Here is a 23,523-nt window from a genome sequence, read left to right as displayed (position 1 = left end):
CCCCCCCACCCGCCCCCCCAATCTCACCCCACCACCCGGTGGTTGCGCCGGGCGGGCGGGCTGGGTACCGGCGGTCGGGGGTCTCGATCGCAGGGATGCGATCGTGAAGCCTCCAAGGACGGATCCACGGCGTCCCCCGACTGCCGATACCCAGCCCGCCAGCCCGTCTCCAAAAAACTAAAGCCGCCAGCCGCCTGGGACCTCGAAATTGAAACCGCAAAGGCACGGAGGGCGCAGAGAAGACGCAAAGCAGCCGAAGGGGAATGCTGGTTTTTAGCCAACGATCATCAGTTTTCGCAGCGAGCCTTGTCTTTTCTTCGTGTCGGCTACGACCTTTGCGGTCATGTTCCGCGACCGTCGGTATCAGGCAAGCCTGAGCGGCGTCTCGTTGGCGACAGATGTCCTCTCAGGCAAGCGACAGTCGGGCTGCATCCGGCATGCACGCTGGCCGGGCCTGCTATACTCCGCACCCTTTCCTATCTGGCCCCCTGTGCGGCCCTAATTTCCAGAGAGCATGCCATGAGCACAACCCCGAGCAAGACGCTCGACACCTTTCCGAACCCGCAACCGGAGCGCGACTACAACATCCACATGCGCATGCCGGAGTTCACCTGCCTGTGCCCGAAGACGGGCCAGCCGGACTTCGCCGAGCTGACCCTGGACTATGTGCCGGATGCCCTGTGCGTGGAGCTGAAGTCGCTCAAGCTCTACATCTGGTCGTTCCGCGACGAAGGTGCCTTCCACGAAGCCGTGACCAACCGCATCCTGAGCGATCTGGTGGCCGCCACCCAGCCGCGTTTCATGCGGCTGACCGCGGATTTCAACGTGCGCGGCGGGATCTACACCAAGGTGGTGGCCGAGCACCGCGCCGAAGGCTGGCAGGCCCCGACACCGGTGCAACTACCCTGACCCCCGCCTAAGCCGAAGCCAAGGCCGGATCCCCACGGCCGCTCGCGCCCAGGTTTAGCGGTGCAAGCCGCTGAACATGAAGCCCTAGCACAGCCCCTGCTGCAATCCGCTGACGCGGCGCACGCGGCGCTCCAGCGCCTCGGCCAGGACGGCGTCGCTGCCCACCAGCAGCGTGAAGCGCTGCCTGGCCCGCGTGATGGCGGTGTAGAGCAGTTCGCGGGTCAGCACCGGATTGGGCCTGTCCGGCAGGATCAGCGCCGTGTGGGTGAACTCCGAACCCTGGGCCTTGTGCACCGTCATGGCAAAGACCGTCTCCACCGACTGCAGGCGGCTGGGCAGCACCCAGCGCACACCACCGTCGGCGGTGGGAAAGGCCACCCGCAGCATCTGGCGTGATTCGGCCCCAGCGGGCATCCGATCGGGCACCGGCGCCGATGCCTGCTCCTGAAGCCGGCCGGTGCTGTCGCCCGGCGCCGGCACGTTCAGAGTCAGCCCGATGTCCCCGTTCATCAGGTTCAGGCCGTACTCGTTGCGCGTGACCAGCACCGGACGGCCCGCGAACCACTGGCGCGGCTGTGCCGGACCGACAGCATCCGGGCCGAGCAGGCCCTGCCCGCGCAGCAGTTCGATGATGCGCTGATTGAGCCCCTCGACACCCCAGACGCCCTGGCGCAGGGGCGTGAGCAGCTGAAACCGCTTCTGCGCCTCCAGCAGCCGGCGCGCCCAGGCATCGAGCGCAGCCGGGTCGGCGGTCGCCGGCGCCTGGGTGTGCATCAGGCGCAGATAGCCGTCGTCAGCGCCGTGACCGTCGATGATCAGGGCCGTGAAGCGCGGATCGGCAGGATCGGCCAGGCGCTGCAGGGCGATGGCGCCGAGGTCGCCGTCGGTGCGCTGCGCCTCGGCGTCGAACAGCGCCAAGGCCGCCTTCAGCCGATCGGGGCGCTGGGTTGCGATTCGGGACCCGGGCTCGTTGCGGGACTCGGTCTGTGACTGGCTCTGAATCTGGGACTGGGCGTCGCCCGGAGGCATGCCGTTGACAAGGGCCGCGAGGGCGCCGATGCCGCCGCGGGCGCTGAAGCGATGACTCGTGCGCAGCATCACCACCGCCTGATCCAGCGCGGTTCCTGCGGCATCCGTCAACGCCGGCGGCACGTGCTGACCCGTGGCCGCCTGCAGCCAGTCCACCACCGCCGGCCGGTAGCGGGCATCCGCCGCACGCTGGCACAGATCGCCAAGCACCGCCCCGGCCTCCACCGAACTCAACTGATCCTTGTCGCCCAGCAGGATAAGACGTGCGTCCGGCCGCAGTGCCTGCAGCAGCCGGGCCATCATCTCCACGTCCACCATGGAGGCCTCGTCCACCACCACCACGTCCGCCGGCAGCGGGTTGGCCGCATGATGGCGAAAGCGACGGCTGTCCGGCAAGGTGCCGAGCAGCCGATGCAGGGTCTGCACCCGGGTCGGGATGCGCTCGTGAACGACGCCCTGCCCGGCCAGTGACAGTACCTGCCCGGCGATGGACTCGTTGAGCCGGGCGGCGGCCTTGCCGGTGGGCGCGGCGAGCTCGATCCGCAGCGGTGACGCGCCGGCGTCCGCCGCCAGCCCCTGCAGCAGCGCCAGCAGCCGCACCACGGTGGTGGTCTTGCCGGTGCCGGGGCCGCCGGTGATGATGAAGAAGGCGCTGCGCGCCGCAAGCGCACAGGCGATGCGCTGCCAGTCCGGCGCCCGGCCCGGCACCCGCTCAGACATCGGAGCCTCGGCCTGTGCCGGCCCGAAGATCGCATCCAGTTGCAGCCTCAGGTGCACCGGATCGACATCAAGGCGCTGAACCAGGCGGCCCAGGATGCCGTCCCGGATCAGATTCTCGTACTGCCAATAACGACGCAGATACAGCAGCGGCTGCGTTGCTGTGCCCGCAAGCACCAGGGGCGAGACGCCGTCGTCGGCCCCGGCATCGCTCCCATCGCCGGCCCCGGCGCCGAGCCGGTCGCTGATCGCCGGGCTGCGGGCCAGGCGCGCGACCCAGTCCGACAGCCGCAGCCCCTGCAGCCGCTCCGCCAGTTGCCGCCGAACCCCGGTGCTGACCGCCTGATCGTCCCGCAACTGCCCGAGCAGCGCACTGGGGTCGTCGAGCACCCCCTGCAGGTCCAGGCAGACATGGCCATGGCCGTTGCGCTCGCTGGTCAGGGCGACCGCCAGCAGCACGGCGTCGTCGGCCTCGCCGCCCTGTTCGGCAATGAAACGCGTCAGCGCGAGGTCGAGGGCCCGTAAGGCGTCGGCCTCGACCCAGCTGGCCAGGGTGTCGAGCACCGCGCCCGGCGGGGTTTGGGGCGTGGCTGAGGTCGGAGCCGAGAGCGGGGCCGACGGCTGCGAGAACAGGTCCAGTTGTTCCATGTCAGGCGACCCCGTGGATGGATGGGGAGGAATGCCCGGCAAACAGCCGGTCCAGGCCCTCGATCAAGGCTCGGGGTGGCCTGTCGGTGAACAACCCCTGGCTCGCCGCGCCACTGCCGCGCAGAAAGACATAGACCGCGCCGCCGATGTCCCGGTCGTAGTCATAGCCTGGCAGGCGTGCACGCAGTTGTCGGTGCAGCGCGAGCAGGTACAGGGCGTATTGCAGGTCGTAGCGATGCTGCAGCATGGCCGCGCGCATCGCTTCCGGCGTGTAGGCGTCATCGTCCGGTCCGAGCCAGTTGGACTTCCAGTCCAGCACGTAGTAGCGCCCCTGGTGCTCGAAGACCAGGTCGATAAAGCCCTTGAGCATGCCGTTCAGTGCATCCTGGCGGACCAACGGTCGAGGCAGGCCGGGCAGGCAGTGTGTCCGCACCAGCTGATCCAGGACCAGGGTGTCGACGGCGCGGCTCTCCAGCCAGAACTCCATTTCCACCTGTAGCTGGTGCGGCGCGAGATCCCGCAGGCGCATCCGCGGGGCCTGGCCCGTGGCGTCCTCGAGCCCGGTGAGCCGCCATTCCTGGGTCAGCACCCGGGCGAGCCAGCCGTCCAGGGGCTTGATCCAGTCGCCAAGGCCGCGCAGGCTGCAGCGGCGCGCGAGCATGTCCTGGCGCAGATCGGCGGCGCCGGCCGCGGCGGCATAGCCGCGCAGTCGGCTGCCGTCGTCCGCCGGCGCCTGCTGCACCGCGGCCCATTCCAGCAGGCCGTGCAGGAAGGTGCCGTAGCGGCTGCCGCGCGGCAGGTCGTGCAGCGACGGGCCGGACGGGATCATCGTGTCGCCCGGACCTGAGCCTGGGCCAACGCCCAGACCGGCGAGCTCCGCGGTGTGTGCCGGCGCCTGTTGTTCGCGGCCCAGTTCCTCCAGGGCCGTCTCCTGAGCGGCGGTGTCGGCGGAGACACCCGGCAGGGCGGGTGCTGCCACGGTCGGCGCCCACCCCGACGAGAGATCCGTCGCACTGCCTGCCGCCTCCAGCCGCAATGCCGAATAGCTCGCAATCCACCAGGGTGCGAAGGCGGCATGCGCGGCCACGCGCGCCGGCTCCAGCGCAACCTCGGGAGACGCGGCCAGGGCATCGGTCCGGGCCGCCGGCGCGGCGGTGAGGTGGATCTCCGGGCAGCCTTCAGCCACCTGCGCCAGCGCCTGCCAGAGCGCGTCCGCCGAGGCCAGCTGCTCGCCACCGGTGAGCACGTGACCGATGGCCGCCTTCTCCAGTTGCGGCTTCTCGGTCTTGCCGCTCTTCAGCGGCGCAATGCCCAGCCAGACCCCGTGGCGGGCGCGGGTGACGGCCACATAGAGCAGACGCATGTCCTCGCTCAGACGCGCATCGTCGGCGGCCTGCCAGGCCTCTGCGAAGACCCGTTTGCCGGCCACCTCCAGCGCGCGCTGCGCCGAGCGGCTCGCCGCGGGGCGATAGGGCACCTGCTTGGTGCGGCCGTCGACCTCGCGCCAACTGCAGATGAAGGGCAGCAGCACCAACGGATATTCCAGCCCCTTGGACTTATGGATGGTCACCACCTGGATCAGCTCGGCGTCGCTCTCCAGGCGCACGATGAACTCGTCGCCGCGACGGTCCAGATGCTCGGACAGGTGCCGGATCAGCGCCTGCTCGCCGTCCAGTGCGCCGGCCGACTGCTGCAGCCATTCGGCGAGATGCAGCAGGTTGGTCAGGCTGCGCTCGCCGTCGTGGCGCGCCAGCAGCCGCGCCGGCAGGTCCTGCTCGTGCAGCAGCCGGTGCAGCATGGCCAGCACGCCCCGGCGCTGCCAGAGGCGGCGGTAGTCGCCGAAACGCTCCACCTGCGCCTCCCAGGCCAGCTCGTCCTGTTGCAGGCGGGCGAGCGCCTCCAGGGGCATGGCCAGGGTGTTGGTCGCCAGCGCCGTGCGCACCAGGCCCTCGTCGGTGGGGGCGGCACAGGCGCGCAGCCAGTGCAGCAGGTCGCGGGCCTCTGCGGTCTCGAACACCGAGTCGCGGTCGGATAGATAGACGCTGTTGATGCGCAGCGCTGCCAGCGCCTCGCGCATGGCGGCCGCTTCGCTGCCGGTGCGCACCAGGATGGCGATGTGCTTCGGCTGCAGGGGCGTGAAGCCGTCCGCTGCCTGAAAACCAGTGCTGCCGGCGCGCGCCTGTTCGAGCCAACCCGCGACCGCGGCGGCAGCGGAGGTGGCCATGCGCGTGCGATAGTCCTCGGGGTTGATCACCTCCGGATCGCCATCGAGCTGCCATAAGGTCATGGCCCGGGCAGGGGCGCCGTCGATGACAAGGTGCTCCCCGCGGCCCTTCGCCTTGACCTGAACATAGGGGATGGGATTCTCGGCAGCGGGGTCGGTGTGGAAGCGAAAGGCGCCGCGGGGCCGGGCCTCGGCATGGCCGAAGAAGTGGTTGCAGGCGTCCACCACGGCTGTGGTGGAACGAAAGTTGGTGCCGAGGCTGTAGTGGCGCCCGTCGGTGGCCCGGCGGGCCGCCAGATAGGCGTGGATGTCGGCGCCGCGAAAGCCGTAGATGGCCTGCTTGGGGTCGCCGATCATTACCAGGGCAGTCGCCGGATCATTGCCGGCGACGTCGTAGACGGCATCGAAGATCCGGTACTGGACGGGATCGGTATCCTGGAACTCGTCGATCAGCGCCACCGGGAACTGGTCCCGGAGGGTGGCGGCCAGCGCCCTGGCCCGGGCCATGGACTCCGGCGTCGGGTCGGCCGGCGTGAGGGCGGCATCGAGGTCGCGCAGCAGTTCGTCGAAACCCATCTCGGCCCGAAGGTTCAGCCGCCGCGGCAGCTCGCGCTCGACCCAGGCGGCGGCGTGGGCGAGCAGACAGGCCTCCAGCGTGGGCTCGGGCGCTGCGGGGGCCGCGGGCTTGGCGGTCTGGGCCGACTGCCAGGCGGCGATGGCGGCAAAGGCGGGATGCGCCTGTTCGGACTGCACCGATGCGTTCTTGAGGAAGGCGAAGCCGCCCTGGGCGAAGTTCTTGAGCTTGCCCGGCGCCGGGCCGCCGTGGGCCCAGGTCGCAATCTGCGCGAGCAGCGCGTCGAAGCCCTCCTCGGTCTTGCTGTCGTGTTGCGGTCCCTTCAGGTTGGACCTGAGCGCGCGCAGGTAGGTCTCCAGCCCCTTCCGGTCCGCCTGCCATGCGTCACGGGCGGTCTGCTCCAGACGCGCGACTTCGGCGTCGATAGCGGCGCGGGCCTCTGCGACCGCGTCGGCCTGCCCCCGCCATTGGCGCTGCGCGGCCAGGGGCTCGGCAAGGCTGTCGCACTGCAATGGCACGCCCTTGTAGCAGAAGGCGGCATCGCGGCGGCTGAGCCAGTTGCCGAGCGTCTGCCGCAGGGCCTCGGGGGAGGCGACGATATCGCGGATGGAGCGGGCATCGGCCGCGTCGAGGGGGTAGAAGTGTACGCGCCAGTAGTCGCGCAGGATCTCGGTGAGCAGATCGGTCTGGTCGCTGACCAGCGTGCGCTGGAACAGCCCGCGGGTGGCGAAGGCATGCTCCTGGAGCATGCGCTGGCACCAGCCGTGGATGGTGGCGATCATGGCCTCGTCCATCCATTCCGCCGCCTGGCGCAGGCGCCGCGCACAGCCGGGCCAGTCCGCCTGCGGATAGCTGTCGCGCAGGGCCAGCAGCGGGTCGTCCGCGGCGCCGGATTGGTCGCCGCATTGGTCATCAGTCTGCTCGCCGCCGTCCTCGACCGCCTGGCCGAAGACCTCGGCGGCCTCCACCAGGCGCGCGCGGATGCGCTCGCGCAGTTCCTTGGTGGCCGCCTCGGTGAAGGTGACCACCAGGATGTTCGGCGGCATCAGCGGCGTGCGGAACGCACTGCCCCCGGCACCGTGGCCGAGCACCAGGCGGGTGTAGAGCAGCGCAAGGGTGTAGGTCTTGCCGGTGCCGGCGCTGGCCTCGATGAGGCGGCTGCCGTGCAGCGGAAAGACAAGCGGGTCCAGCGTCTGATCGCGGGTCGTGTCGGTGGCGGCCGCCATGTCAGAACACCTCCTGTCGCAGGTCGTGCGCCAGCAGCGGGGCATAGAGCTGCCGGATCAGGGGCTGAAACCGCCTGTCGGCCGTCAGCGCCGCATAGTCCGGCCAGAAGCGGCCGTAACCGGCATGCTCGTCGCGCTCGGCGCCGCGGTTGTAGCCGCCTTCGTAGGTGTCCCTTGGCTTGGCCTTGGAGTCGCCCGCCTCCGCGGCGAGCACGTCGAGGGCGGTCTTGCAGGCCAGCGGCAGCAGTTCGGTGAGACCCAGCACATAGCCCCGCAGCAAGTCGGCCAGGTGCGCCTCGGCCTCGACACGCAGCAGCGGCGGCAGCATCACCGCACCGCCGGGGCCGAACAGCCAGGTGCTGGTGGGCGCCACCAGTTGAGCGGCAAGGTGCGTGGGCCAGGCACGCACCAGGTGGTGCAGCTTGAGCCGTTCGTCCTTGATCAGCGCACTGGGCTGCAGGGTCAGGCCCAGCCGGTTGCCCTCGGCATCGGCGCGCAGGCCGCTCAGGCTGTCCTCCAGCACCAGGCCGTCCTGTTCCAGGCGCAGACCCTCGCCAGGCAGCAACTGCGGATGGTCTGCTAGCAGGGCTCGGTAGCGCGCCAGCGGGGGGTCCAGTTCTGCCGCCAGCTGTTGCCTCCAGGCCGCATCGAAGGGTGGTAGCGGCAGTTGGCCGGCGCGGGCCAGCCGCGCGATGGCCGCGTCCAGACAGGCCTCCGTGGTGCGGTCGGGCGTCTGCACCCGCTGCTGCTCGACGGCGGCGATGACCTGCTCGCGCAAACCCCAGCCGTCGAGGCCGTCGATGTCGAAGGGCTCGGCGTCTTCGCTCGGCGCGGCCTCATGCTCCAGCCTGACCTGCAGCCGCTGGGTGTAGAAGGTGCGCACCGGGTGGCGCAAAAAACGACCGAGGGCGGCCAGGGAGATCGGGCCGTCGAAGTCCGGACGGGACAGCCGGGGTGGGTCGTCCTGTTCGGTGGCCGGGGGCGCATGCAGCGCGCGCCATTCGTCGGCATAGGTGAACAGGCGCGCCGAGCGCCCCGGCTCGAAATAGCGCCGGCTGAAGGGCTGCAGCGAGTGCTCGGTGGTCAGGGCCGCGACCAGGGCGGTGCCGGAGGTGTCCACCTCCGACGCCTTGGCGGCTGGCCGGGCGACCGCCGCCGTCTCCGCAAGCCGCCAGCCGGCGGCGATGTGATCGCGCAGTTGCCCGACCAGCACCGAGGGCGGACGCTCGGCGTTGTCGCGGATGCTGCGCCCGACCCAGCTGACGACGAGCTTCTCGCGCGCCGACAGCAGCGCCTCCAGAAACAGATAGCGGTCGTCCTCGCGTCGGGAACGGTCGCCCGGACGGTAGTCGTTGGCCATGAGATCGAAATCCGCCGGCGGACGTCGGCGCGGGTAATCGCCGTCATTCATGCCCAGCAGCCAGATCTGGCGAAAGGGAATCGCGCGCATGGGCATCAGGGTGGCGAAGTTGACCGCACCGGCCAGGAAGCGCTGACTCAGTGTCGATTCATCGAGCCCGGCGAACAGGGAGCCGCGCACCACCTCCAGCGGCAACGGCTCTGCCCCGAGCGCGCCGCGGGCGCAGTCCTGCTGCCACTGCTCCAGGGCCTCGCGCAGCCGCGCCAGGGTCAGCTCGTCGGCATCGCCCGCGGCGCTGAAGCAGTCATCGAGCAGGTCGGCGATGAGCGCGACCCAGTCGTCCGCCGGGCGCGGCGCGCCGAGCACGGTGGCGTAGTGGACGAGTGTCTCCAGCAGGGCGTCGAGGCGCCCGACCAGCACCGCCTCCAGACCGCCGATCTCGTCGAACGGCTCCACGCCCTTCCAGGGACCGCTGTCGCCGGTGGCGAAGCCGAGCAGCATGCGCCGCAGGCCGAACCGCCAGCTGTTCTGCTCCAGCCCCGCGGGCAGGCCGAGGCCGCTGCGCTGCCGGGCATCCAGGCCCCAGCGGATGTTGGCGCCGGCGATCCACTGGCGCAGCCGCGGCAGGTCCGTCTCCCGCAGACCGAAGCGTGCCCGCAGTGCCGGGATGTCCAGCAGGTCCAGCACCTCGCTGACCGACATGCGCGCCTGCGGCAGCGTGAGCAGGGTCTCCAGACCGATCACCAGCGGGTTGCGCCGGCGCTCGCCCTGATCGGTGATGTGGAAGGGGATGCGGCGCGGGTCGTCCTGGGGCAGCCGCCCGAAGACCGCCTCGATGTGCGGAGCGTAGACGGCGATGTCCGGCACCATGACCAGGATGTCGCGCGGATGCAGGCGCGCGCCGGCCTGTTCGGTCTCGGCATCGGCGAAGGCCGCAAGCAACTGGTCGTGCAGGATCTCCACCTCGCGCTGGGGGCCGTGGGCGGTCAGGAATTCCAGGCTGCGGTCATGGCGCGGGTCGATGGCGCTTGCGCGTGCTTGGCGCTCGTGCAGCGGGCGCAGTTCCAGGATGTCGTCCTGCAGCTGCTGCAGCAGGGTGGCGTCGCCGGGGGGCTCGAACAGGTCGATGCTGAGGTGCTGCTCGGCGAAGTGTTCCTCGTAGCGGGTGCGGTCATCGTGCGCATCGAGCAGCCGGATGTAGTCGCGGCCCTGCTTGCCCCAGGCCGCCAGCAACGGATGGCCGTGCAGGTGGAGTTTGTGCTCGTCGACGGCCTCCGGCACCTTGCGTGCGGCGGTGCGTCCGTAGGCGCGGCGAAACAGCTCGCGGCCCTCGACGATGTCGCCCCAGTAGTGCTGGCTGGGGTTGTGCACCAGCAGCATGACCTGGCAAACCGGGGCGATGGCCTCCAGCACATCGATGGTCTGGCGCGGCAGCGAGGAGATGCCGAAGACCACGACCCGTCGCGGCAGGTCCTGCGGACGCGACGCAGGGGTCAGGGACCTGGCTCGGGTCAGGAACCGGGTGTGGATGTCGGCGCGGCTGAGCTCTGGTTGCGCCGGAGCGGCCGGACCCTGCCCGGCCAGGGGCACGGCGGTCGACGTGGTGACCGGCGGGGTCATGTCCTGCCTCAGCCGGCGCCAGAGCAGCGGCTGCCAGCGCTGGCCCTCCGGCACCGACACGCGGCTCTGGTCTGGACGGATCAGCGCGTCCTGGCCCGCCTGCCAGGCCGCGAGCCAGTCGGCGCGGTAGACCTGATACTGGTCGTACAGATCGGCCAGGCGCTCGGCGAGCTGTTGGCGGCGGCGTGCAGCGTCATCGGACTGCAGGAATCCCCGCAGCGGGGCGAGCCAATCGTGCTCCTGTGCGTTTTCTGCCAAGGCGTCGAGATCGCCCAGCAGCCGGTAGAGCCGCCAGCCGAGCGGTGCCTTGTCGTAGGCGGAGAGGTCGGGCAGGTCGCCGAGGACCGCCCGGTAGGCCTGCCAGAGAAAGCGCCCGGGCAGCATCAGGTCCAACGCCGCGGCGATGCCGCAGCCGCCGCCGATCGTTGGGCTGGTTGACGTCTCCGCCGGATCGTCATCGGGCTGCATCGCCAGCGCAAGCTTCAGCCATTGGCCGATGCCGTTGCTCTGCACCAGGATGATCTCGTTCTCCAGCGGATGCAGCGGGTGCTGGCGCAGCCAGGTGGTGAGCAGCCCGCGCAGGGACTCCAGCCGGTTGCCCTGGATCAGCATGAAGCCGGTGGGCCAGTCGCGCAGGGACTCCGATGACTGTGACATCTGACGATCCTCTGTTCAGGGCGGTCAGGCACCGATCGCCGGTGTCCGGCGCCCGACCCAAGGAAACCCGAACGGGAGGAGCGTATCGGACCGATGCGACAAGGGCTGTCGCAGGATGTCAGGACGCTGTCGGTCCCCGGTCAGTCGAAGGTCACCCGACCGGAGATCACGTTGAGGAAGTTGGCCACCACGCCGTCCCCCACCGCCAGATCATCCAGCAGCGTGACGTCTTCCACCTCGAAGGTGCGCACCGCTTCGGGGCCCTGGATGGTGACCGTCCCGGCGGCCTTGTCGATGCCCACCACCTGCCCGCGCACGGTCAGGACATCGGTGATGGTACCCGCGGGCTTCTCGCCCGGCTCGCGATCGATGAGGGTCGCACCTTCGGCCCCGATGGCCCCTGCATCGGCCCCCTTCTCAAGGGCGATCAGGGTGGAGGTGGTCTCGCTGACCTCCACTCTGTTGCCGATCTTGATGCGATCGATGCGCTCCACCTCCGGCGGCACGTGCAGCAGCACATAACTGCCGTCTCCGACCTTCACCGTCATCAGCCGCGTCTCGGTGTTCACCACCATCACCTTGCCAACGATGGAGGTCTGCGTGGCGGCGAGCGCGACCGGTTCCGTGGTGAGATCGGACTGCGCAAAGGCCGGGCCTGCCAGCAACGAAATCAGGATCGACGCAGGAACAAAAGGAGATCTGGGCATGTTGCCGTTTCCTTGAGCGAGTGAATGAAGTGCATGAAACCCCGCCGGAAGGGTAGCGAGCCCCTAACGTTTGCGCAACTTGGTGATCACAGCAAACCGCCAGCCGGTGAGCGTGGATTTGCGGAATGACAGGACCTGGTCGCGTCCCGCCAAGGACAAGCCGACCTGTCCTTGCGGCTGTTGCATCATGCGGCGGAAGATATCCCGCGCCGCCGGTGTCACCTGGACGGCAGGGTCCTGGCCGATCCGTGGCGCCTTGGCATGCAGGATGTATTTTCCACGGCTGTCGAGGGCGAAGAAGGTGCGATCCTCCGGCAGTGAGAGCATCCGGGAGATCTCCCGGCTCAGCACCTCGGCATAGACCGAGGCCCCGAGGACACCGGTGACCCTTTTGCCGTCCATGACCGGGACGGCGACGATGGCGGTGGTCCGGCCGGTGGACAGGCTCACCACAACCGGCCCGACGGCAGGCACGCCGGCAAGCAGGCCCGGGAAGTAAGGCCGCGCCATGAGGTTACCGGAGGTCAGGTCATCCACCGTGGTGTAATAGGATCCGTCCGGTCGGGCATACCAGAGCCGTGCCGCGGCCTCGCCACGTTCCTGCTCGACGAGGAGCGGGCGGATGCGTTCCCACACCCCGGACTGGACCTCTTCCGTCAGGGCCAGCACCTGGAAGGTCCGTGCGATGGCACCAAGTCGCAGCTCGGTCAGGGCGACGAGCGAGGACAGCAGGGGATCCGTGTCATCGCGTACGGGCTGCTCGCCGAAGTGGCGGGCCATGATCGCGTCGTAGGTACCGTCCGCCTTCATGGCATCAAGTGCGCCTTGCCAGGCCGCCACCCGCGCCGGGTCCGTCTGCTTGTTGAATGCGATGAACAGCTCCCTGGTCTCGACCGGGTAGAGGGCAACAATATCCGTCTGCTCGATTCCCGCCTTGCGGATGTTCTCGGCGGCGGTGTCGCTACTGCCGAACCACAGCGCAATGTCCCCGGCCATGAGCGCCTGCACACAGGTGACATCGTCCGGGCAGGTTGTCAGGTGCGTTATGTTGTGTCGCTGCAGGAACCGATGCCTCGCACTCGCTTCGACGACACCGATCGGTCCCGCGTTGCGCACCGCCTCGAGGCTTTGAACGCGGATCGGCGCGCTGGCTTTCGCATAAAAGACCAGCTCGTAGGCACCGACCGGCCCGACCCATGCAAAGAGCGGCTCGCGTTCCGCGATGCGCGCGGTGGAATAGAGGACCGAACCCGGTGTCTCCAGGGTCTGCCGATAGCCTTCCGCCCAGGGAACGAGTTCGATTGGGGCGGCTTGTCCAAGGCGGGAAAGGATCGTGCACACCACATCGGTCGAAGACCCGATGAGCGTCCCGTCCGGCGCGCGGTCGTTGTAGGGCGGAAAGGCTTCGGTGTAGATGCGCAGATCGGCCGGGGTCCGGACGCCTGATTTGCACTGTTCGCTGGCGCTTGCCGCCTCCACCGGCGGCAGCACCGGGGCACCGACGGCCTGGACTGCGGTCGACGCCGCTGGCGTCTGCGCGACCCCCTCATCGGCGGCGCTGCAAGGTCCGGCCAGCGCAAGACCGATCACAACATGTGCAAAAACGACAATCCTGTGTGCAGGCATCATGACATCTTCAAGGTTGAAACAGATCTGCCGCGCGCTACACCTGCCTCGTCTGCCGCGAAGTCGTGTACAAGGCGCGCGCCTAAGGAGACGCCGCGCACGGGAGCATGTGCTCAAACTTAAACGCGACCGCACCTGAACGCTGTGGCGCAGGCAGATTGCGCACCACTCAGGGCATGAAGGCCCGACATGCAAACTGTATACTTACCCGCCGCGGCCTACCATTACCTGAGCCTGCTGGCGCCCTGCCTTGCTAAAAAACAGCCTACTCACCAAGCCGATGCCGTACGGCGCGACCTCCCGCCATCACAGGTACAGATTGACATGGCAAAGATAACACGCGTCCCAAAGGCACACTGCGCACAGTGTCATCAAGCGGAACCCTTGGGTTTCGAGTTTACGATGGCCTTGCAACCCATCGTCCGTCTGAGTGATCGCAGTATCTATTCGCATGAGGCCCTGGTCCGGGGCTTGGCAGGCGAGTCGGCCCGATGGGTTTTCGAGCACGTCAACGCAGACAATCTATTTCGGTTCGATCAGGCATGCCGGGTCAAAGCGATCCAGTTGGCCAGCCAGCTGCGGATGGAAAGCCATCTCAACATCAACTTTACACCGACAGCCGTCTATCATCCTGAACGCTGCATCCAGAGCACACTGGAGTTTGCCAGGGCGACCGGATTCCCTCTGGAGCGGATCATTTTCGAGTTCACCGAAACCGAGAAGGCCAACTCGCCAGCGCATCTGAACGATATTGTTGAGTGTTATCGGAGCTTGGGATTCAAGACGGCGATCGACGACTTCGGTGCCTGCTACTCTGGCCTGAATCTGCTGGCTCAGCTCAAGCCCGACCAGGTGAAATTGGATGCAGTACTCGTGCGCAACATCGACCGTGACCGCAGACGCCAGGCGATCGTTCGTGGGCTCGTCGACATCTGTCGCGAGCTCGAGGTCGAGTTGCTTTGCGAAGGGATCGAGACCGCCGATGAACTGGCCGCCTGTGCCGACACCGGCATCGATCTCTGTCAAGGCTACTGGTTTGCAAAGCCCTTGCTGGAAGCCATGCCAAGCCTGAATCCAGGCTGCTTCGAACCATTAGGGAAGCGCTGATTTATTCGGCGCTTCCCGTGCGGGGCAAGACTCTCCACCAAGCGCTGGTGCGGTTACCGGCAATCACGGTGTCGATATAGAAGGGTCCGATCGATTGTCCGTTATCCGCGGGGCTGAAGCCGGTCGAGCAGCTCGAAATCGATGGTCCCGTCCGCCTCCATACCCTGGCTTTGCTGGAAGCGGCGGATCGCATCTCGGGTCAAGGGACCATCCAGGCCGTCCACGGGGCCGGCAGCGAAGCCCAGGGTGTTCAAGCGTGCCTGCAACAGACGCAATAGCTCATTCGAGACGGGCGGAGCCGCGATCCTTTCTGGCGAGCCATTCACCAGACGACACTGCACCAGTTCGAGCGTCGTGTCACTGCCATCGGTAAAGCGGTAGCGCTGACCCGGATCGCAGACCCCAGGCGCTTGCGGCCGCTGGGGCGCCGATTCCTGCGCGGTCACCGATGCTGGTTCCGATGCTGGCTCCGATGCTGGTTCCGATGCGATGGACTCAGGCGTCGCATCGGGCACCGAGGGGGACAGAGCCAGCTCCACCACAGGCGTCACCGGCGCGGGCTGGACAGGGTCTGATACGAGATCGACGGGGGCGGGTTCGGGTGCGGTCGCCTCGCCAACCGCCTCCGACTCCGCCGACATCTGGGCCCCATCGACCGTGGCCGACGGCCTCTCGACAGCTTCGGGGGCGGCGTCAAGCGGCTCGGACGGCAGGCCACTGGCGGGGCTCTCGCCCTCGAGGGTTCTCTCGGCAGACGCTGTCTTCGACGCCGGTGGCTGCTCCGCGATGCTCGGCCAGAGAAGCGCCAATGCGATGAGCCCGGCCATGATGCCAAGCCAGAGTGCACCGGCCAGGGGCCAAGCCGTGAGGCGCTGATCGAGCCCGACGCCGGTCGCTCCCGCCCGCGACTCGAGGCGCTGTCGCACCGTCGCAAGAACACCAGCGCTGGCCGCCCGGATCAGAGCCTCTGCCCTCCCCAGCACCCAACGAAGCGTCCAACGGATGGCCCAGCGCAGGCCCAGGAGCAGCGGGCGCACGAGCCCGAGCAGGTCCCCCGGTGGGATGCCGTCCTTCAAGGGCGCAAGGATGGCCGGCCGGCGCCAGGCAACCAGGGCGATGGGCAAGAGCAGCACACCGACCAGGGCGATCAGCCCGACATCGGTGGTCCAGGAGACGGCGGTCCCGAACACCAGGGGATAGAGCAGCACCAGGATGATGAGCGGGCTCCAGGCCAGCAGCGGGATCAGATCCCGATACCTGGCAACCGCCTGATGCTCCAGGCGCAGCGCCCCAGATTCAGACCCGGCAGCGCCGGCCTCCGCGGACTCGGCCCCCACCTTGGCGATCGCCGGCCTGGCGAAGGCCATGATCCAGATGAACCGCGCCATCATGGCCGCGGTGGCCATGGTGGTCAGGGCGATCGCGACACGCAGCCAGGTCCATTCGAGCGCCACCAATGCGGGCTTGATGCCGTACTTGGCGACCGCACCGCCCGTGAGCGGCACCGCGGCCATGGAGAGTGCCAGCACCAGCAAACCAATGAAGACCCAGCCCTGCGCTGCCGGCGCGGCGGACTTGCGCAGTCCAACACCGAGAAACAGGCCGCCCTTGCTGAGTGCATGGTGTCCCGCATACAGTCCGATGCCGATGACCGCCGCGCCGGCGATGGCCGGCTCGAGCAGTGCCGCCCCGACCACCACGACCATGAGTCCCATCTTGCTCACGCTCGAATAGGCCAGCAGGACCTTCGGATTGGACTGCACCAGTCCGACGGGGACCGCGAAGAAGGCGGTCGCAAGACCGACGAACACGAACAGCAGGCCCCAGCCCGGCAGGGCCATCTCCCCGATGGGAAGAAACCTCAGCCACCCGAGCAGGGCGACCTTGATCATGGCGCCACTCAGGACGGCGCTTGCCGGGATCGGCGCGGCCGGGTGGGCGAGCGGCAGCCAGACATGCAGCGGCACCAATCCGGCCTTCACGGCCAGACCAAGGATCAGCAGGCCGATGGGCAGATCGCCAAGCCCCCTGAGGTCCTCCGGGCCCGGGACGAAGGTGCCCGCCTGCGCCGCGATCAGCACCAGCGCCATGAACAACACCACCTCGGCGCACAGGGTCAGGACCAGATAGACCCGACCCGCACGCAGGGCATCGCGATCGCCCTCATGCACCACCAACCCGTAAGAAGAGAGCCCCATCAGGGCAAAACCGGCATAGAAGCTCACCAGATCCTGGCCCAGGATCAGCCAAAGATTTCCGGCCATCGCCAGCAGGAAGAAGGTGTTGAAGCGCCCGCAATGGGCCGTGCCCCGCAGCGAAGCGGCGGCATAGAGTCCGGCACTGAGCCAGAGGATGGCCGTGAACAGGAGGAATGTCCGACCCAGCGGGTCCAGCGCAAAGACTGCGCCGGTCAGCAACCAGCCGGCCTCGAGCTCGGTGCCGATCGGAACCAGCAGTGCGGTGCAGAGTGCCGGGATGGCACCGATCGCCGGCGCCCAGGCCAGACGCGGCGAACGCGCACCCGCGGCCAGGATGAGCGGAAACGCCCAGGCCAGGATGAGCAGCAGGCTCATCGCCCGTACTCCCGCTCGGCGATCAGGGCCGCCCACTCCAGCGGCGAGAAGGGCGCTGCGGCGAAGAGACCGGCGGTAAGCGCCAGCACGGCCGTGATCACCGGCGGCCAGAGCAGCGCCCCGGCCGTCTCCAAGCGGCCGCGCCTCGCATGTTCCTTGGGCCAGGCGCCTGGCTCGGCGCGGAACCAGGCGCGGAAGAGGATCGGCAGGAAGTAGGCCGCGTTCAGCAGGCTACTGGCGACCAGGACGATCAGGACCCAATTCGCGCCGGAGTCGGCCGCACCAAGACCCAGGTACCACTTGCTGACGAATCCGGCGACCGGTGGCACCCCGATCATGCCGAGCGCACCCACGGTGAAGGCGAGACTGGTCAAGGGCATGCGTCGACCCACGCCGTCCATCTCGCTCACCTTGTGGATACCAAGGGTCTCCGCATAATTGCCGGCGCAGAAGAACAGCGTGATCTTCATCACCCCCTGATGCACCAGATGCACGACACCGCCGATGGTGGCGATGGGACCAAAGATGGAGGCGCCCAGCGCGATGTAGGACACCTGGCTGACGGTCGAATAGGCCAGCCGCTTCTTCAGGCTGTCCTGGGTCAGCGCCTTGACCGATCCGTAGACGATGGTGATGGAGGCAAGGATGCCCAGCGCAAACAGCAGCCCGTTCGCATGCGCGAAATCCACGCCATAGACATCGTAGACCACGCGAATGAGACCGAAGGCGCCGGCCTTGACCACGGCAACCGCATGCAGCAGCGCGCTCACGGGCGCCGGGGCGACCATGGCCTGCGGCAGCCAGCCATGCAGGGGCACCAGGGCCGCCTTGACTCCCAGACCGGCGAGCAGCACGAAAAAGAGGATGATGAGCGCTGGACGGAGCGCCTCCGCAGAATCGCCCAGGATGCCGCCCTGGGTGAATTCGACCGGCCCGACCAGCGACTGCAGCCCGATGGCGCCGATCAGAAGCACAGCACCACCGCTCATGGTATAGGCCAGATAGACCTTCGCCCCCTGGGCGGCATCGGGGGTGCCGCGATGTGCCACCAGCGGATAGGTGGCCAGGGTCAAGATCTCATAGAAGAGCACGAAGGTCAGCAGGTTCCCGGAGAGTGCAATGCCGACGGTGGCCGAGACACAGATGCTGAAGAACCCGAAAAAGCGGCTGCGGTTCGGCGAGTCCTCGAGATAACCGATGGCGTAGACGGTCGTCACCAGCCAGAGGACGCTGGACAAGGCGACGAACAGGACGGAAAGCGCATCTGCACTGAGCACGAGTTCCAGGCCGGGTGCGAGCGCCCAGCGATACTCGAACTCATGACCGTCGTAGACGCCCTTGATCATCCAGACCACGAGCGTCAGTTTCACGACCGCTCCGCCCAGGTTCAGCGCGGTGCGCAGGCGATGGCTCTTTTCCTTCAGGAAAAAGATCAGCAGGCCCGGCAACAGCGAGCTCAAGACGATGGCGGGTGGCAGCAGGGTATCGGGGCTCATCCGATCACCCCTTGTCCGAGGAGCGTCCAGAGGGGCTGGGCAGCCAGGCCCAACACCAGGGCAGATAGCGCACCCAACAGCAAGGCAGGGATCTCGGCGCGCGCATCGTTGACGAAACGGTAGGGCGTGGGCTCACGGTTGAAGGCCCGGCTGAGCACGCGAAACACGTAGCCAACGGCAAGCAGGGTGCCGATCATCATGACAAGCACCCACCACCAGAGTCCCAGGATCAGCGACTGCTCCAGCAGGATCCACTTGGCGATGAAGGTCCCGCTCGGCGGCAAGCCGATCAGGGCCACCCCCGCCAGACCGATGGTGAAGGCGGCGGCCGGCAGCCCTTGGGCGGCGCCGCCGAGATTGTCGATCCGGTCGTGCCCGGCGGTCTTCTGCACCATCCCTGCGGCCAGAAAGAAGCCGGCCTTGGCGAAGCCATGGGTCAAGGCCAGGAGCACGATCGCCGCGATCAGGTTATCCCGTGCCGGGCCGGCCGCGGTAGCGGCGATCAGGGGGAAGCCGATAAACAGGTAACCCATCTGCGCGACGGTCGAATAGGCGGCCAGCAGCTTCAGCCGCTCGGCGCGCAGGGCGCGCCAGGATCCCCAGAGCACCGCCGCGGCGCCGAGCAGTCCCAGCAGATTGGCGGCACCGAGCGGCGTGATCGGCCCGTAGAGGTCGAGCCAGAGACGCAGCACCAGATAAAACGCCGCCTTGACCACCAGCGCGGAGAGCACGGCGCTCACAGGTGCCGGGGCATTTGCATGCGCCGGAGGCAGCCAGAAGTGCATGGGAAACAGGGCCGCCTTCAACAGGAGCCCGCCGAACATCAAGGCCATCGCGGTCGCGGCCACGGGTCCGGGGGCGATAACCTCCGCCAGCAGGCCGATATCCAGCACGCCATAGGCGGTGTAGATCAGGGCAACCCCGAGCAGATAGAACAAGGATCCCAGCAGACCGACCAGGAGATATCTGAGATTCGCCTCCACCGCCTCTCGGCTGCCCGTCAAGGCGCCCAGCGCGGCGGCGGAAAGGCCAAGTAGCTCGAGCGTTACATAAAGATTGAACAGGTCTCCAGCAAGGAAGAGCCCGTTGAGCGCGCTCCAGAGCAGGAGCCAGAGCGGCCAGAAATGCCGGGACCTGGAGTCATCCGCAAGGCGCTCACCGTCCTGGGGCGAGCTGAAGTAGCCGCCCGCATAGACGCTCACGGACAAGGCCACGAGGCTCGCCATCCCGAGCAAGGCCGCAGAGAGACCATCCGCCTGCAGCGTGATCGCCAGCGGCACGCCCCAACCGCCGAGCTCGGAGCGCAGCACCCCGTCGGTCCAGACGACGGCGGTAATGGCCAGAGCGGCCGCGGCCGAGACGACGGCCGCCGCCACACCAAGCCTTTGGGCATGTCTCGGGAACAGGGTCACCACCACCGCGCCGAGCAAGGGCGCGACAATCGCCAACGCCAGGCTATCGATCATCGTCGCGGTCCAGGCGCTGGCCAAAGGCCAGGGCCAGCGCGGTCGCGCTGACGGCCACCACGATCCCCGTGAGCACCAGCGCATGCGGCACCGGATCCGGCGGCGTGTCGAGGCCACGATAGGCGGTGGCGACCAGGATGTGGAAGACCCCGGCGCCCATGACATTCAGGGCGATGAGCTTGCGCAGCAGCGGCGCATGCACCAGGAAGGACCAGAGGCCAAGGAGCAGCAGCAGGATTCCGCCCCCGCCGTAGAACAGTTGGGTCGAGATCATGGCGCATCCACCTCAGAGGTGTGGTCCGGGCGTCCGCCCAGATAGGCCGCCGCCAGGGTCACGCCAATGGCCAGGGTTGCGCCGGTTTCAATCAGCAGTATCAACCACTTGGCCAGTTCAGGCGGGTAGGTCAAAAAGCCCAGACCGAGCACCATGAGGACCAAGCCAACGAGGCAGAATGCCAGGATCCCAAGGATCGAGAGCAGCCTCAGCAACCGCTCCGAGGGCAGGCCCGCGCTCGGGTAGCCGGCGAGCGCCAGCATGACCCCAGCCGAGCCCAGGAGGGCGCCGGCCTGGAAGGCCCCGCCCGGGGCGTAGGCGCCCACCCAGAGCATGTAACCCGCGGCAAGGATCAGCAGCGGCACGAACCAGTCCACCATGCCCTGCAGGATCTCACCCCCACGCTGAAACCCCGGTGCAGCCGGGCCAAGCGACCAGATGCCGAGCAGGGCGGCCAGGAGCACCGCGAGCTCGAGCAGGGTGTCATAGGCGCGGTAGTTGAGGAGCACCGAGGTCACGGGATTACTGACGCCGGTCTCGGGGACACGCGCGAGTGCGAGGTCGGCGAGACGCGCACCGGCCTCGCCGGTGGCAGCCAGGTAGAAGGTCCAGATGAGCACGACCCCGATTGCTGCCAGACCAAGCGGCAGCAAGACCAGCGAGACGAAGCGTGTCATGGCTGACCCTCCGGCGATCCCGATGCGCCTTCCTTCGTGTGCGCCTTCGCGCGGCGCGTCGCCGCGAGCAGAAGCGCACCGCTGAGCCCGGCGCCGATGGCAGCCTCGGCCAAGGCGAGGTCGGGCGCCCGCAGGCGAGCCCAGACCAGTGCCAGCACGAGTCCGAAGGCGATGAAGAGGATCACGGCGCGACGCGGCTCAGCGCTGGTCAGCGCCGCCGCGGCAAGCGCGAGTAGCGTGAGAGACAGCAGGATGTCGAAGGCGGCCAGCAGCGTCGTCGTCATTGGGCGTCCTCACCGTCGCCGCGCAGGGCCCGCTTTGCGATCAGGTGCGCCCCGGTTGCCCCGGCGATCACCACAAGGATCCAGATCAGCCCAAGCTTGAGCGCCTCGCGTACATCGGCCGCGAGCGGCATCAGGCCGAGCACGATCAAGCCCAGACCGACATTGTCGGCCTTGGTCAGGGCATGGAGTCGGGTGAAGCGATCCGGCAGCCGGATGAGTCCGACCGAACCTGCCATGAAGAAGAACGCACCTGCGCCGAGCAGGCCGAAGCTCAGACCCTCTGCGATCGTCATCCTTTCGCCTCGCGCTCGTTTGCACGCCGACGCGTGAAGGCTGTTACGGCCACCGCGGCGAGCAGCGCGAAGATCAGGGCGACATCGACGAGCCCGCCGACCTCGACCACCTGCGCGAGCAGCAGAACGACGCCGATGCCGGATGTCCCCATCAACTGGGCCGCCATCATGCGGTCCGACGGCGTTGGGCCGATGGCGACACGCACCAGGCCGATGGCGATGCTCAGCATCAGGACCAAGGCGATCACAAGCAGATAGGCGGTCATCGGGCGCCCCCCGCTGCCGGTGGCGAATCCACTCCAGCCTGGTGATCGAGCACCTCGCCGAACAGGCCGGCCACCCGCTCCTCGAGCCGACGCAGTTCCGCATCAAGAGGGGCACGCGTATCCAGGGCATGCACCGACACCTGATCACCGCGCAGATCGGCGCTCAGGGTGCCTGGAATCAGCGAGACGCTGTCGATGAACATGACGCGGGCGGGCCGCCCGCGCAGCCGCATGCGATAGACATGCACCCCCGGCCGAATGCGCAGGCGCGGCACCATGACCCGCCCGGCCACATCGAGCCCGCCCCGCACGGACTCCCACAGGAAGTAGGGGGTGAAGCGCAGCAATCCAGTCAACGACAAAGAGGATCCAGGGGACCCCGGGCGCGCCGACGGGCGGCCCTTGATCAGCCAGAGGCTGGCGACAGTCGCGCCGATCACGGCAGGCCCGCCCACGATCCAGGCCACGGGGTCAGGTCCCACCAGGAGTACCCAGACGCCCGCAAACAGGGCGCCCCGCAGGAAGAGCCGCTTGGCAAGGAGGCCGGGCGAGCGATGGGTCATGCGCGTGCGGGTCCGTGTCTCATGCGTGTCGGGATGAGCAACTCCAGCTCACCGCTGGGAGGTCATGGCACTTCGGTGGCACCGCGCACCGGCGCGTCGCCATTCCCGACCAGAGGGTGGGGTCTTGTCCCGAAATCTCCAAAGGGGCACCAGTGCGTATCCGTGTTAGAGGGTGTCGGCGGTCGGGGTCTCGATCGCCCTTGATCCGAACAGGGATGCGATCGTGAAGCCCCCGAGGATGGATCCACGGCGCCCCCAGACCACCGACACCCAACCTGCGAACCCAAGCTCAGGTTGCGATGAATCGATACACCCTCACCCGGAGTTTCCGCTTAATTTATACACTGTCACCCTAGTTGACAGATGTGTTGCGACGGGCCTTCCACCACAGCGCCAGACCGGCGAGGCCGAAGATGTAGCCGATGCCGCCGAGCACGTCCTGCAGCCGCAAGGCGTCGCGGGTGGCGAGCAGTTCCTCTCGCAGGGGGCGGATCTGTTGGGCAATCTGGCGCGCGACGGCGGCCTCGATCGCCGCTTCGAGCCCCGCGGCTTCAGGTCCCGGCGGCGGCGCGGCCAAGGTGACTGGAACTGCGCTGTCTGCCGCGCCCGTGGCTGCATCACCAGTGACTGCATCACCAATGGCTGAATCCAGGACCGGCTGGTCTGCCACCGGGGCATTGGTCATTGCAGGCGCCAGCGTCTCCGCCTGTGCCGGCGCAAAGCCGCCGGCAAGTTCCTCGGCCGTGACCAGCCATTCGGCCCGATGACCATCTCCAATGCGGGCGATGACCCGGTGGTCCTGGGGACCGCTGGCCTGAAAGCGAAAGCGGCCGTCCGCCGCCGACTCCAGTTCCGCCAGCAGGGCGCCGGACGCGTCGGTCACGCGGATTCTTGCGCCACTGGCCCCGGCGCCACCGGCGAAATAGGTCGAGCCCTCGATCCAGGTGCCGTCGGCGGCGGCAAAGACATTGAGCTTGTGGGCGTAGGCGGGCCTGATGCCTGGCCACAGGACGCCCGACAACAGGGCGACCAGCAGCAGGACGACCGGCGCCCGCACACCGGGCGCCGGAATGCCGGCCAACAGCGCGCCCAGACTGGCCCGTCGCTGTCGGCGCATCACGCCCCCTCCGGACGTCGGTTTGCCGGGACCTTCATCACGCGATCAGTACCCCTGTATCTTCAACTCGCATCGGTGTTCGGGCGCAGCCTGAGACAGTGATCATCAAC

17 protein-coding genes are annotated in these 23,523 nt (G+C 68.1%); 2 read left to right on the top strand and 15 right to left on the bottom strand.

Going from position 1 to position 23,523, the window contains the following annotated elements; genetic code table 11:
* Positions 1-519 precede the first annotated feature (519 nt).
* Positions 520-909 (top strand): preQ(1) synthase, encoded by a 390-nt coding sequence (gene queF, locus F2Q65_RS04065; RefSeq protein WP_150090657.1) that lies wholly within the window; start codon positions 520-522, stop codon positions 907-909.
* Between the two features lie 84 nt (positions 910-993).
* Here queF and recD read toward each other — a convergent pair whose 3' ends face one another.
* From recD to F2Q65_RS04040, 5 genes are all read right to left on the bottom strand, one after another.
* Positions 994-3,303 carry an exodeoxyribonuclease V subunit alpha gene (gene recD, locus F2Q65_RS04060; protein ID WP_150090656.1) on the bottom strand — a complete coding sequence of 770 codons (2,310 nt, stop codon included), beginning with the start codon at positions 3,301-3,303 and terminating at the stop codon, positions 994-996.
* Between the two features lies 1 nt (position 3,304).
* Positions 3,305-7,327: an exodeoxyribonuclease V subunit beta gene (gene recB / locus F2Q65_RS04055; RefSeq protein WP_150090654.1), complete on the bottom strand. Its 4,023-nt coding sequence runs from the start codon at positions 7,325-7,327 to the stop codon at positions 3,305-3,307.
* Position 7,328: 1 nt separating this feature from the next.
* Positions 7,329-10,964 carry an exodeoxyribonuclease V subunit gamma gene (gene recC, locus F2Q65_RS04050; protein WP_150090652.1) on the bottom strand — a complete coding sequence of 1,212 codons (3,636 nt, stop codon included), beginning with the start codon at positions 10,962-10,964 and terminating at the stop codon, positions 7,329-7,331.
* A gap of 140 nt (positions 10,965-11,104) precedes the next feature.
* Complete coding sequence (locus tag F2Q65_RS04045) at positions 11,105-11,671, bottom strand: copper-binding protein (RefSeq protein ID WP_150090650.1); 567 nt, start codon at positions 11,669-11,671, stop codon at positions 11,105-11,107.
* Positions 11,672-11,734: 63 nt separating this feature from the next.
* On the bottom strand, positions 11,735-13,300 hold the full coding sequence (locus F2Q65_RS04040; RefSeq protein ID WP_150090648.1) for a cache domain-containing protein: 1,566 nt from the start codon (positions 13,298-13,300) through the stop codon (positions 11,735-11,737).
* 399 nt (positions 13,301-13,699) lie between these two features.
* Here F2Q65_RS04040 and F2Q65_RS04035 point away from each other — a divergent pair, with 399 nt between their 5' ends.
* Positions 13,700-14,404: an EAL domain-containing protein gene (locus tag F2Q65_RS04035; RefSeq protein WP_211353942.1), complete on the top strand. Its 705-nt coding sequence runs from the start codon at positions 13,700-13,702 to the stop codon at positions 14,402-14,404.
* Between the two features lie 101 nt (positions 14,405-14,505).
* Here the strand turns inward: F2Q65_RS04035 and F2Q65_RS04030 are convergent, their stop codons facing one another.
* The 10 genes from F2Q65_RS04030 to F2Q65_RS03985 form a co-directional block, all read right to left on the bottom strand.
* A complete protein-coding gene (locus tag F2Q65_RS04030; RefSeq protein WP_150090646.1) occupies positions 14,506-16,977 on the bottom strand; it encodes a proton-conducting transporter transmembrane domain-containing protein in 2,472 nt (823 codons plus the stop codon).
* A complete protein-coding gene (locus tag F2Q65_RS04025; protein WP_150090644.1) occupies positions 16,974-18,473 on the bottom strand; it encodes a proton-conducting transporter transmembrane domain-containing protein in 1,500 nt (499 codons plus the stop codon). The genes F2Q65_RS04030 and F2Q65_RS04025 overlap by 4 nt, the downstream gene beginning before the upstream one ends.
* Positions 18,470-19,939: a complex I subunit 5 family protein gene (locus F2Q65_RS04020; RefSeq protein ID WP_150090642.1), complete on the bottom strand. Its 1,470-nt coding sequence runs from the start codon at positions 19,937-19,939 to the stop codon at positions 18,470-18,472. The genes F2Q65_RS04025 and F2Q65_RS04020 overlap by 4 nt, the downstream gene beginning before the upstream one ends.
* Positions 19,929-20,213, bottom strand: a complete 285-nt coding sequence (locus F2Q65_RS04015) for a cation:proton antiporter subunit C (protein ID WP_150090641.1) — start codon at positions 20,211-20,213, stop codon at positions 19,929-19,931. The genes F2Q65_RS04020 and F2Q65_RS04015 overlap by 11 nt, the downstream gene beginning before the upstream one ends.
* Positions 20,210-20,890, bottom strand: a complete 681-nt coding sequence (locus F2Q65_RS04010; protein ID WP_150090639.1) for an MnhB domain-containing protein — start codon at positions 20,888-20,890, stop codon at positions 20,210-20,212. Before F2Q65_RS04010 ends, F2Q65_RS04015 begins: the two co-directional genes overlap by 4 nt.
* On the bottom strand, positions 20,887-21,174 hold the full coding sequence (locus tag F2Q65_RS04005; RefSeq protein ID WP_150090637.1) for a Na(+)/H(+) antiporter subunit B: 288 nt from the start codon (positions 21,172-21,174) through the stop codon (positions 20,887-20,889). The genes F2Q65_RS04010 and F2Q65_RS04005 overlap by 4 nt, the downstream gene beginning before the upstream one ends.
* Positions 21,171-21,467: a cation:proton antiporter gene (locus F2Q65_RS04000; protein WP_150090635.1), complete on the bottom strand. Its 297-nt coding sequence runs from the start codon at positions 21,465-21,467 to the stop codon at positions 21,171-21,173. The genes F2Q65_RS04005 and F2Q65_RS04000 overlap by 4 nt, the downstream gene beginning before the upstream one ends.
* Positions 21,464-21,733: an MrpF/PhaF family protein gene (locus F2Q65_RS03995; RefSeq protein ID WP_150090633.1), complete on the bottom strand. Its 270-nt coding sequence runs from the start codon at positions 21,731-21,733 to the stop codon at positions 21,464-21,466. The genes F2Q65_RS04000 and F2Q65_RS03995 overlap by 4 nt, the downstream gene beginning before the upstream one ends.
* On the bottom strand, positions 21,730-22,296 hold the full coding sequence (locus F2Q65_RS03990) for a Na+/H+ antiporter subunit E (RefSeq protein ID WP_150090631.1): 567 nt from the start codon (positions 22,294-22,296) through the stop codon (positions 21,730-21,732). Before F2Q65_RS03990 ends, F2Q65_RS03995 begins: the two co-directional genes overlap by 4 nt.
* A gap of 352 nt (positions 22,297-22,648) precedes the next feature.
* Positions 22,649-23,413: a hypothetical protein gene (locus F2Q65_RS03985; RefSeq protein WP_246155955.1), complete on the bottom strand. Its 765-nt coding sequence runs from the start codon at positions 23,411-23,413 to the stop codon at positions 22,649-22,651.
* Between the last annotated feature and the right edge of the window lie 110 nt (positions 23,414-23,523).

It is taken from the genome of Thiohalocapsa marina (assembly GCF_008632335.1).
Lineage (GTDB): Bacteria > Pseudomonadota > Gammaproteobacteria > Chromatiales > Chromatiaceae > Thiohalocapsa > Thiohalocapsa marina.
Note: the sequence above shows the minus strand (reverse complement) of the source record. Positions and strands in the feature narration are given on the sequence as shown.

What these genes read in the sequence shown, in the direction of transcription:
- recC (WP_150090652.1), bottom strand. Translation starts at nt 10,964, where the DNA reads ATGTCACAGTCATCGGAGTCCCTGCGCGACTGGCCCACCGGCTTCATG.
- F2Q65_RS03990 (WP_150090631.1), bottom strand. Translation starts at nt 22,296, where the DNA reads ATGACCCATCGCTCGCCCGGCCTCCTTGCCAAGCGGCTCTTCCTGCGG.
- recB (WP_150090654.1), bottom strand. Translation starts at nt 7,327, where the DNA reads ATGGCGGCCGCCACCGACACGACCCGCGATCAGACGCTGGACCCGCTT.
- F2Q65_RS04040 (WP_150090648.1), bottom strand. Translation starts at nt 13,300, where the DNA reads ATGATGCCTGCACACAGGATTGTCGTTTTTGCACATGTTGTGATCGGT.
- F2Q65_RS04005 (WP_150090637.1), bottom strand. Translation starts at nt 21,174, where the DNA reads ATGACGACGACGCTGCTGGCCGCCTTCGACATCCTGCTGTCTCTCACG.
- F2Q65_RS04010 (WP_150090639.1), bottom strand. Translation starts at nt 20,890, where the DNA reads ATGACACGCTTCGTCTCGCTGGTCTTGCTGCCGCTTGGTCTGGCAGCA.
- F2Q65_RS04020 (WP_150090642.1), bottom strand. Translation starts at nt 19,939, where the DNA reads ATGATCGATAGCCTGGCGTTGGCGATTGTCGCGCCCTTGCTCGGCGCG.
- F2Q65_RS03985 (WP_246155955.1), bottom strand. Translation starts at nt 23,413, where the DNA reads ATGCGCCGACAGCGACGGGCCAGTCTGGGCGCGCTGTTGGCCGGCATT.
- recD (WP_150090656.1), bottom strand. Translation starts at nt 3,303, where the DNA reads ATGGAACAACTGGACCTGTTCTCGCAGCCGTCGGCCCCGCTCTCGGCT.
- F2Q65_RS04000 (WP_150090635.1), bottom strand. Translation starts at nt 21,467, where the DNA reads ATGACGATCGCAGAGGGTCTGAGCTTCGGCCTGCTCGGCGCAGGTGCG.
- F2Q65_RS04015 (WP_150090641.1), bottom strand. Translation starts at nt 20,213, where the DNA reads ATGATCTCGACCCAACTGTTCTACGGCGGGGGCGGAATCCTGCTGCTG.
- F2Q65_RS04035 (WP_211353942.1), top strand. Translation starts at nt 13,700, where the DNA reads ATGGCCTTGCAACCCATCGTCCGTCTGAGTGATCGCAGTATCTATTCG.
- F2Q65_RS04025 (WP_150090644.1), bottom strand. Translation starts at nt 18,473, where the DNA reads ATGAGCCCCGATACCCTGCTGCCACCCGCCATCGTCTTGAGCTCGCTG.
- queF (WP_150090657.1), top strand. Translation starts at nt 520, where the DNA reads ATGAGCACAACCCCGAGCAAGACGCTCGACACCTTTCCGAACCCGCAA.
- F2Q65_RS04030 (WP_150090646.1), bottom strand. Translation starts at nt 16,977, where the DNA reads ATGAGCCTGCTGCTCATCCTGGCCTGGGCGTTTCCGCTCATCCTGGCC.
- F2Q65_RS03995 (WP_150090633.1), bottom strand. Translation starts at nt 21,733, where the DNA reads ATGACCGCCTATCTGCTTGTGATCGCCTTGGTCCTGATGCTGAGCATC.
- F2Q65_RS04045 (WP_150090650.1), bottom strand. Translation starts at nt 11,671, where the DNA reads ATGCCCAGATCTCCTTTTGTTCCTGCGTCGATCCTGATTTCGTTGCTG.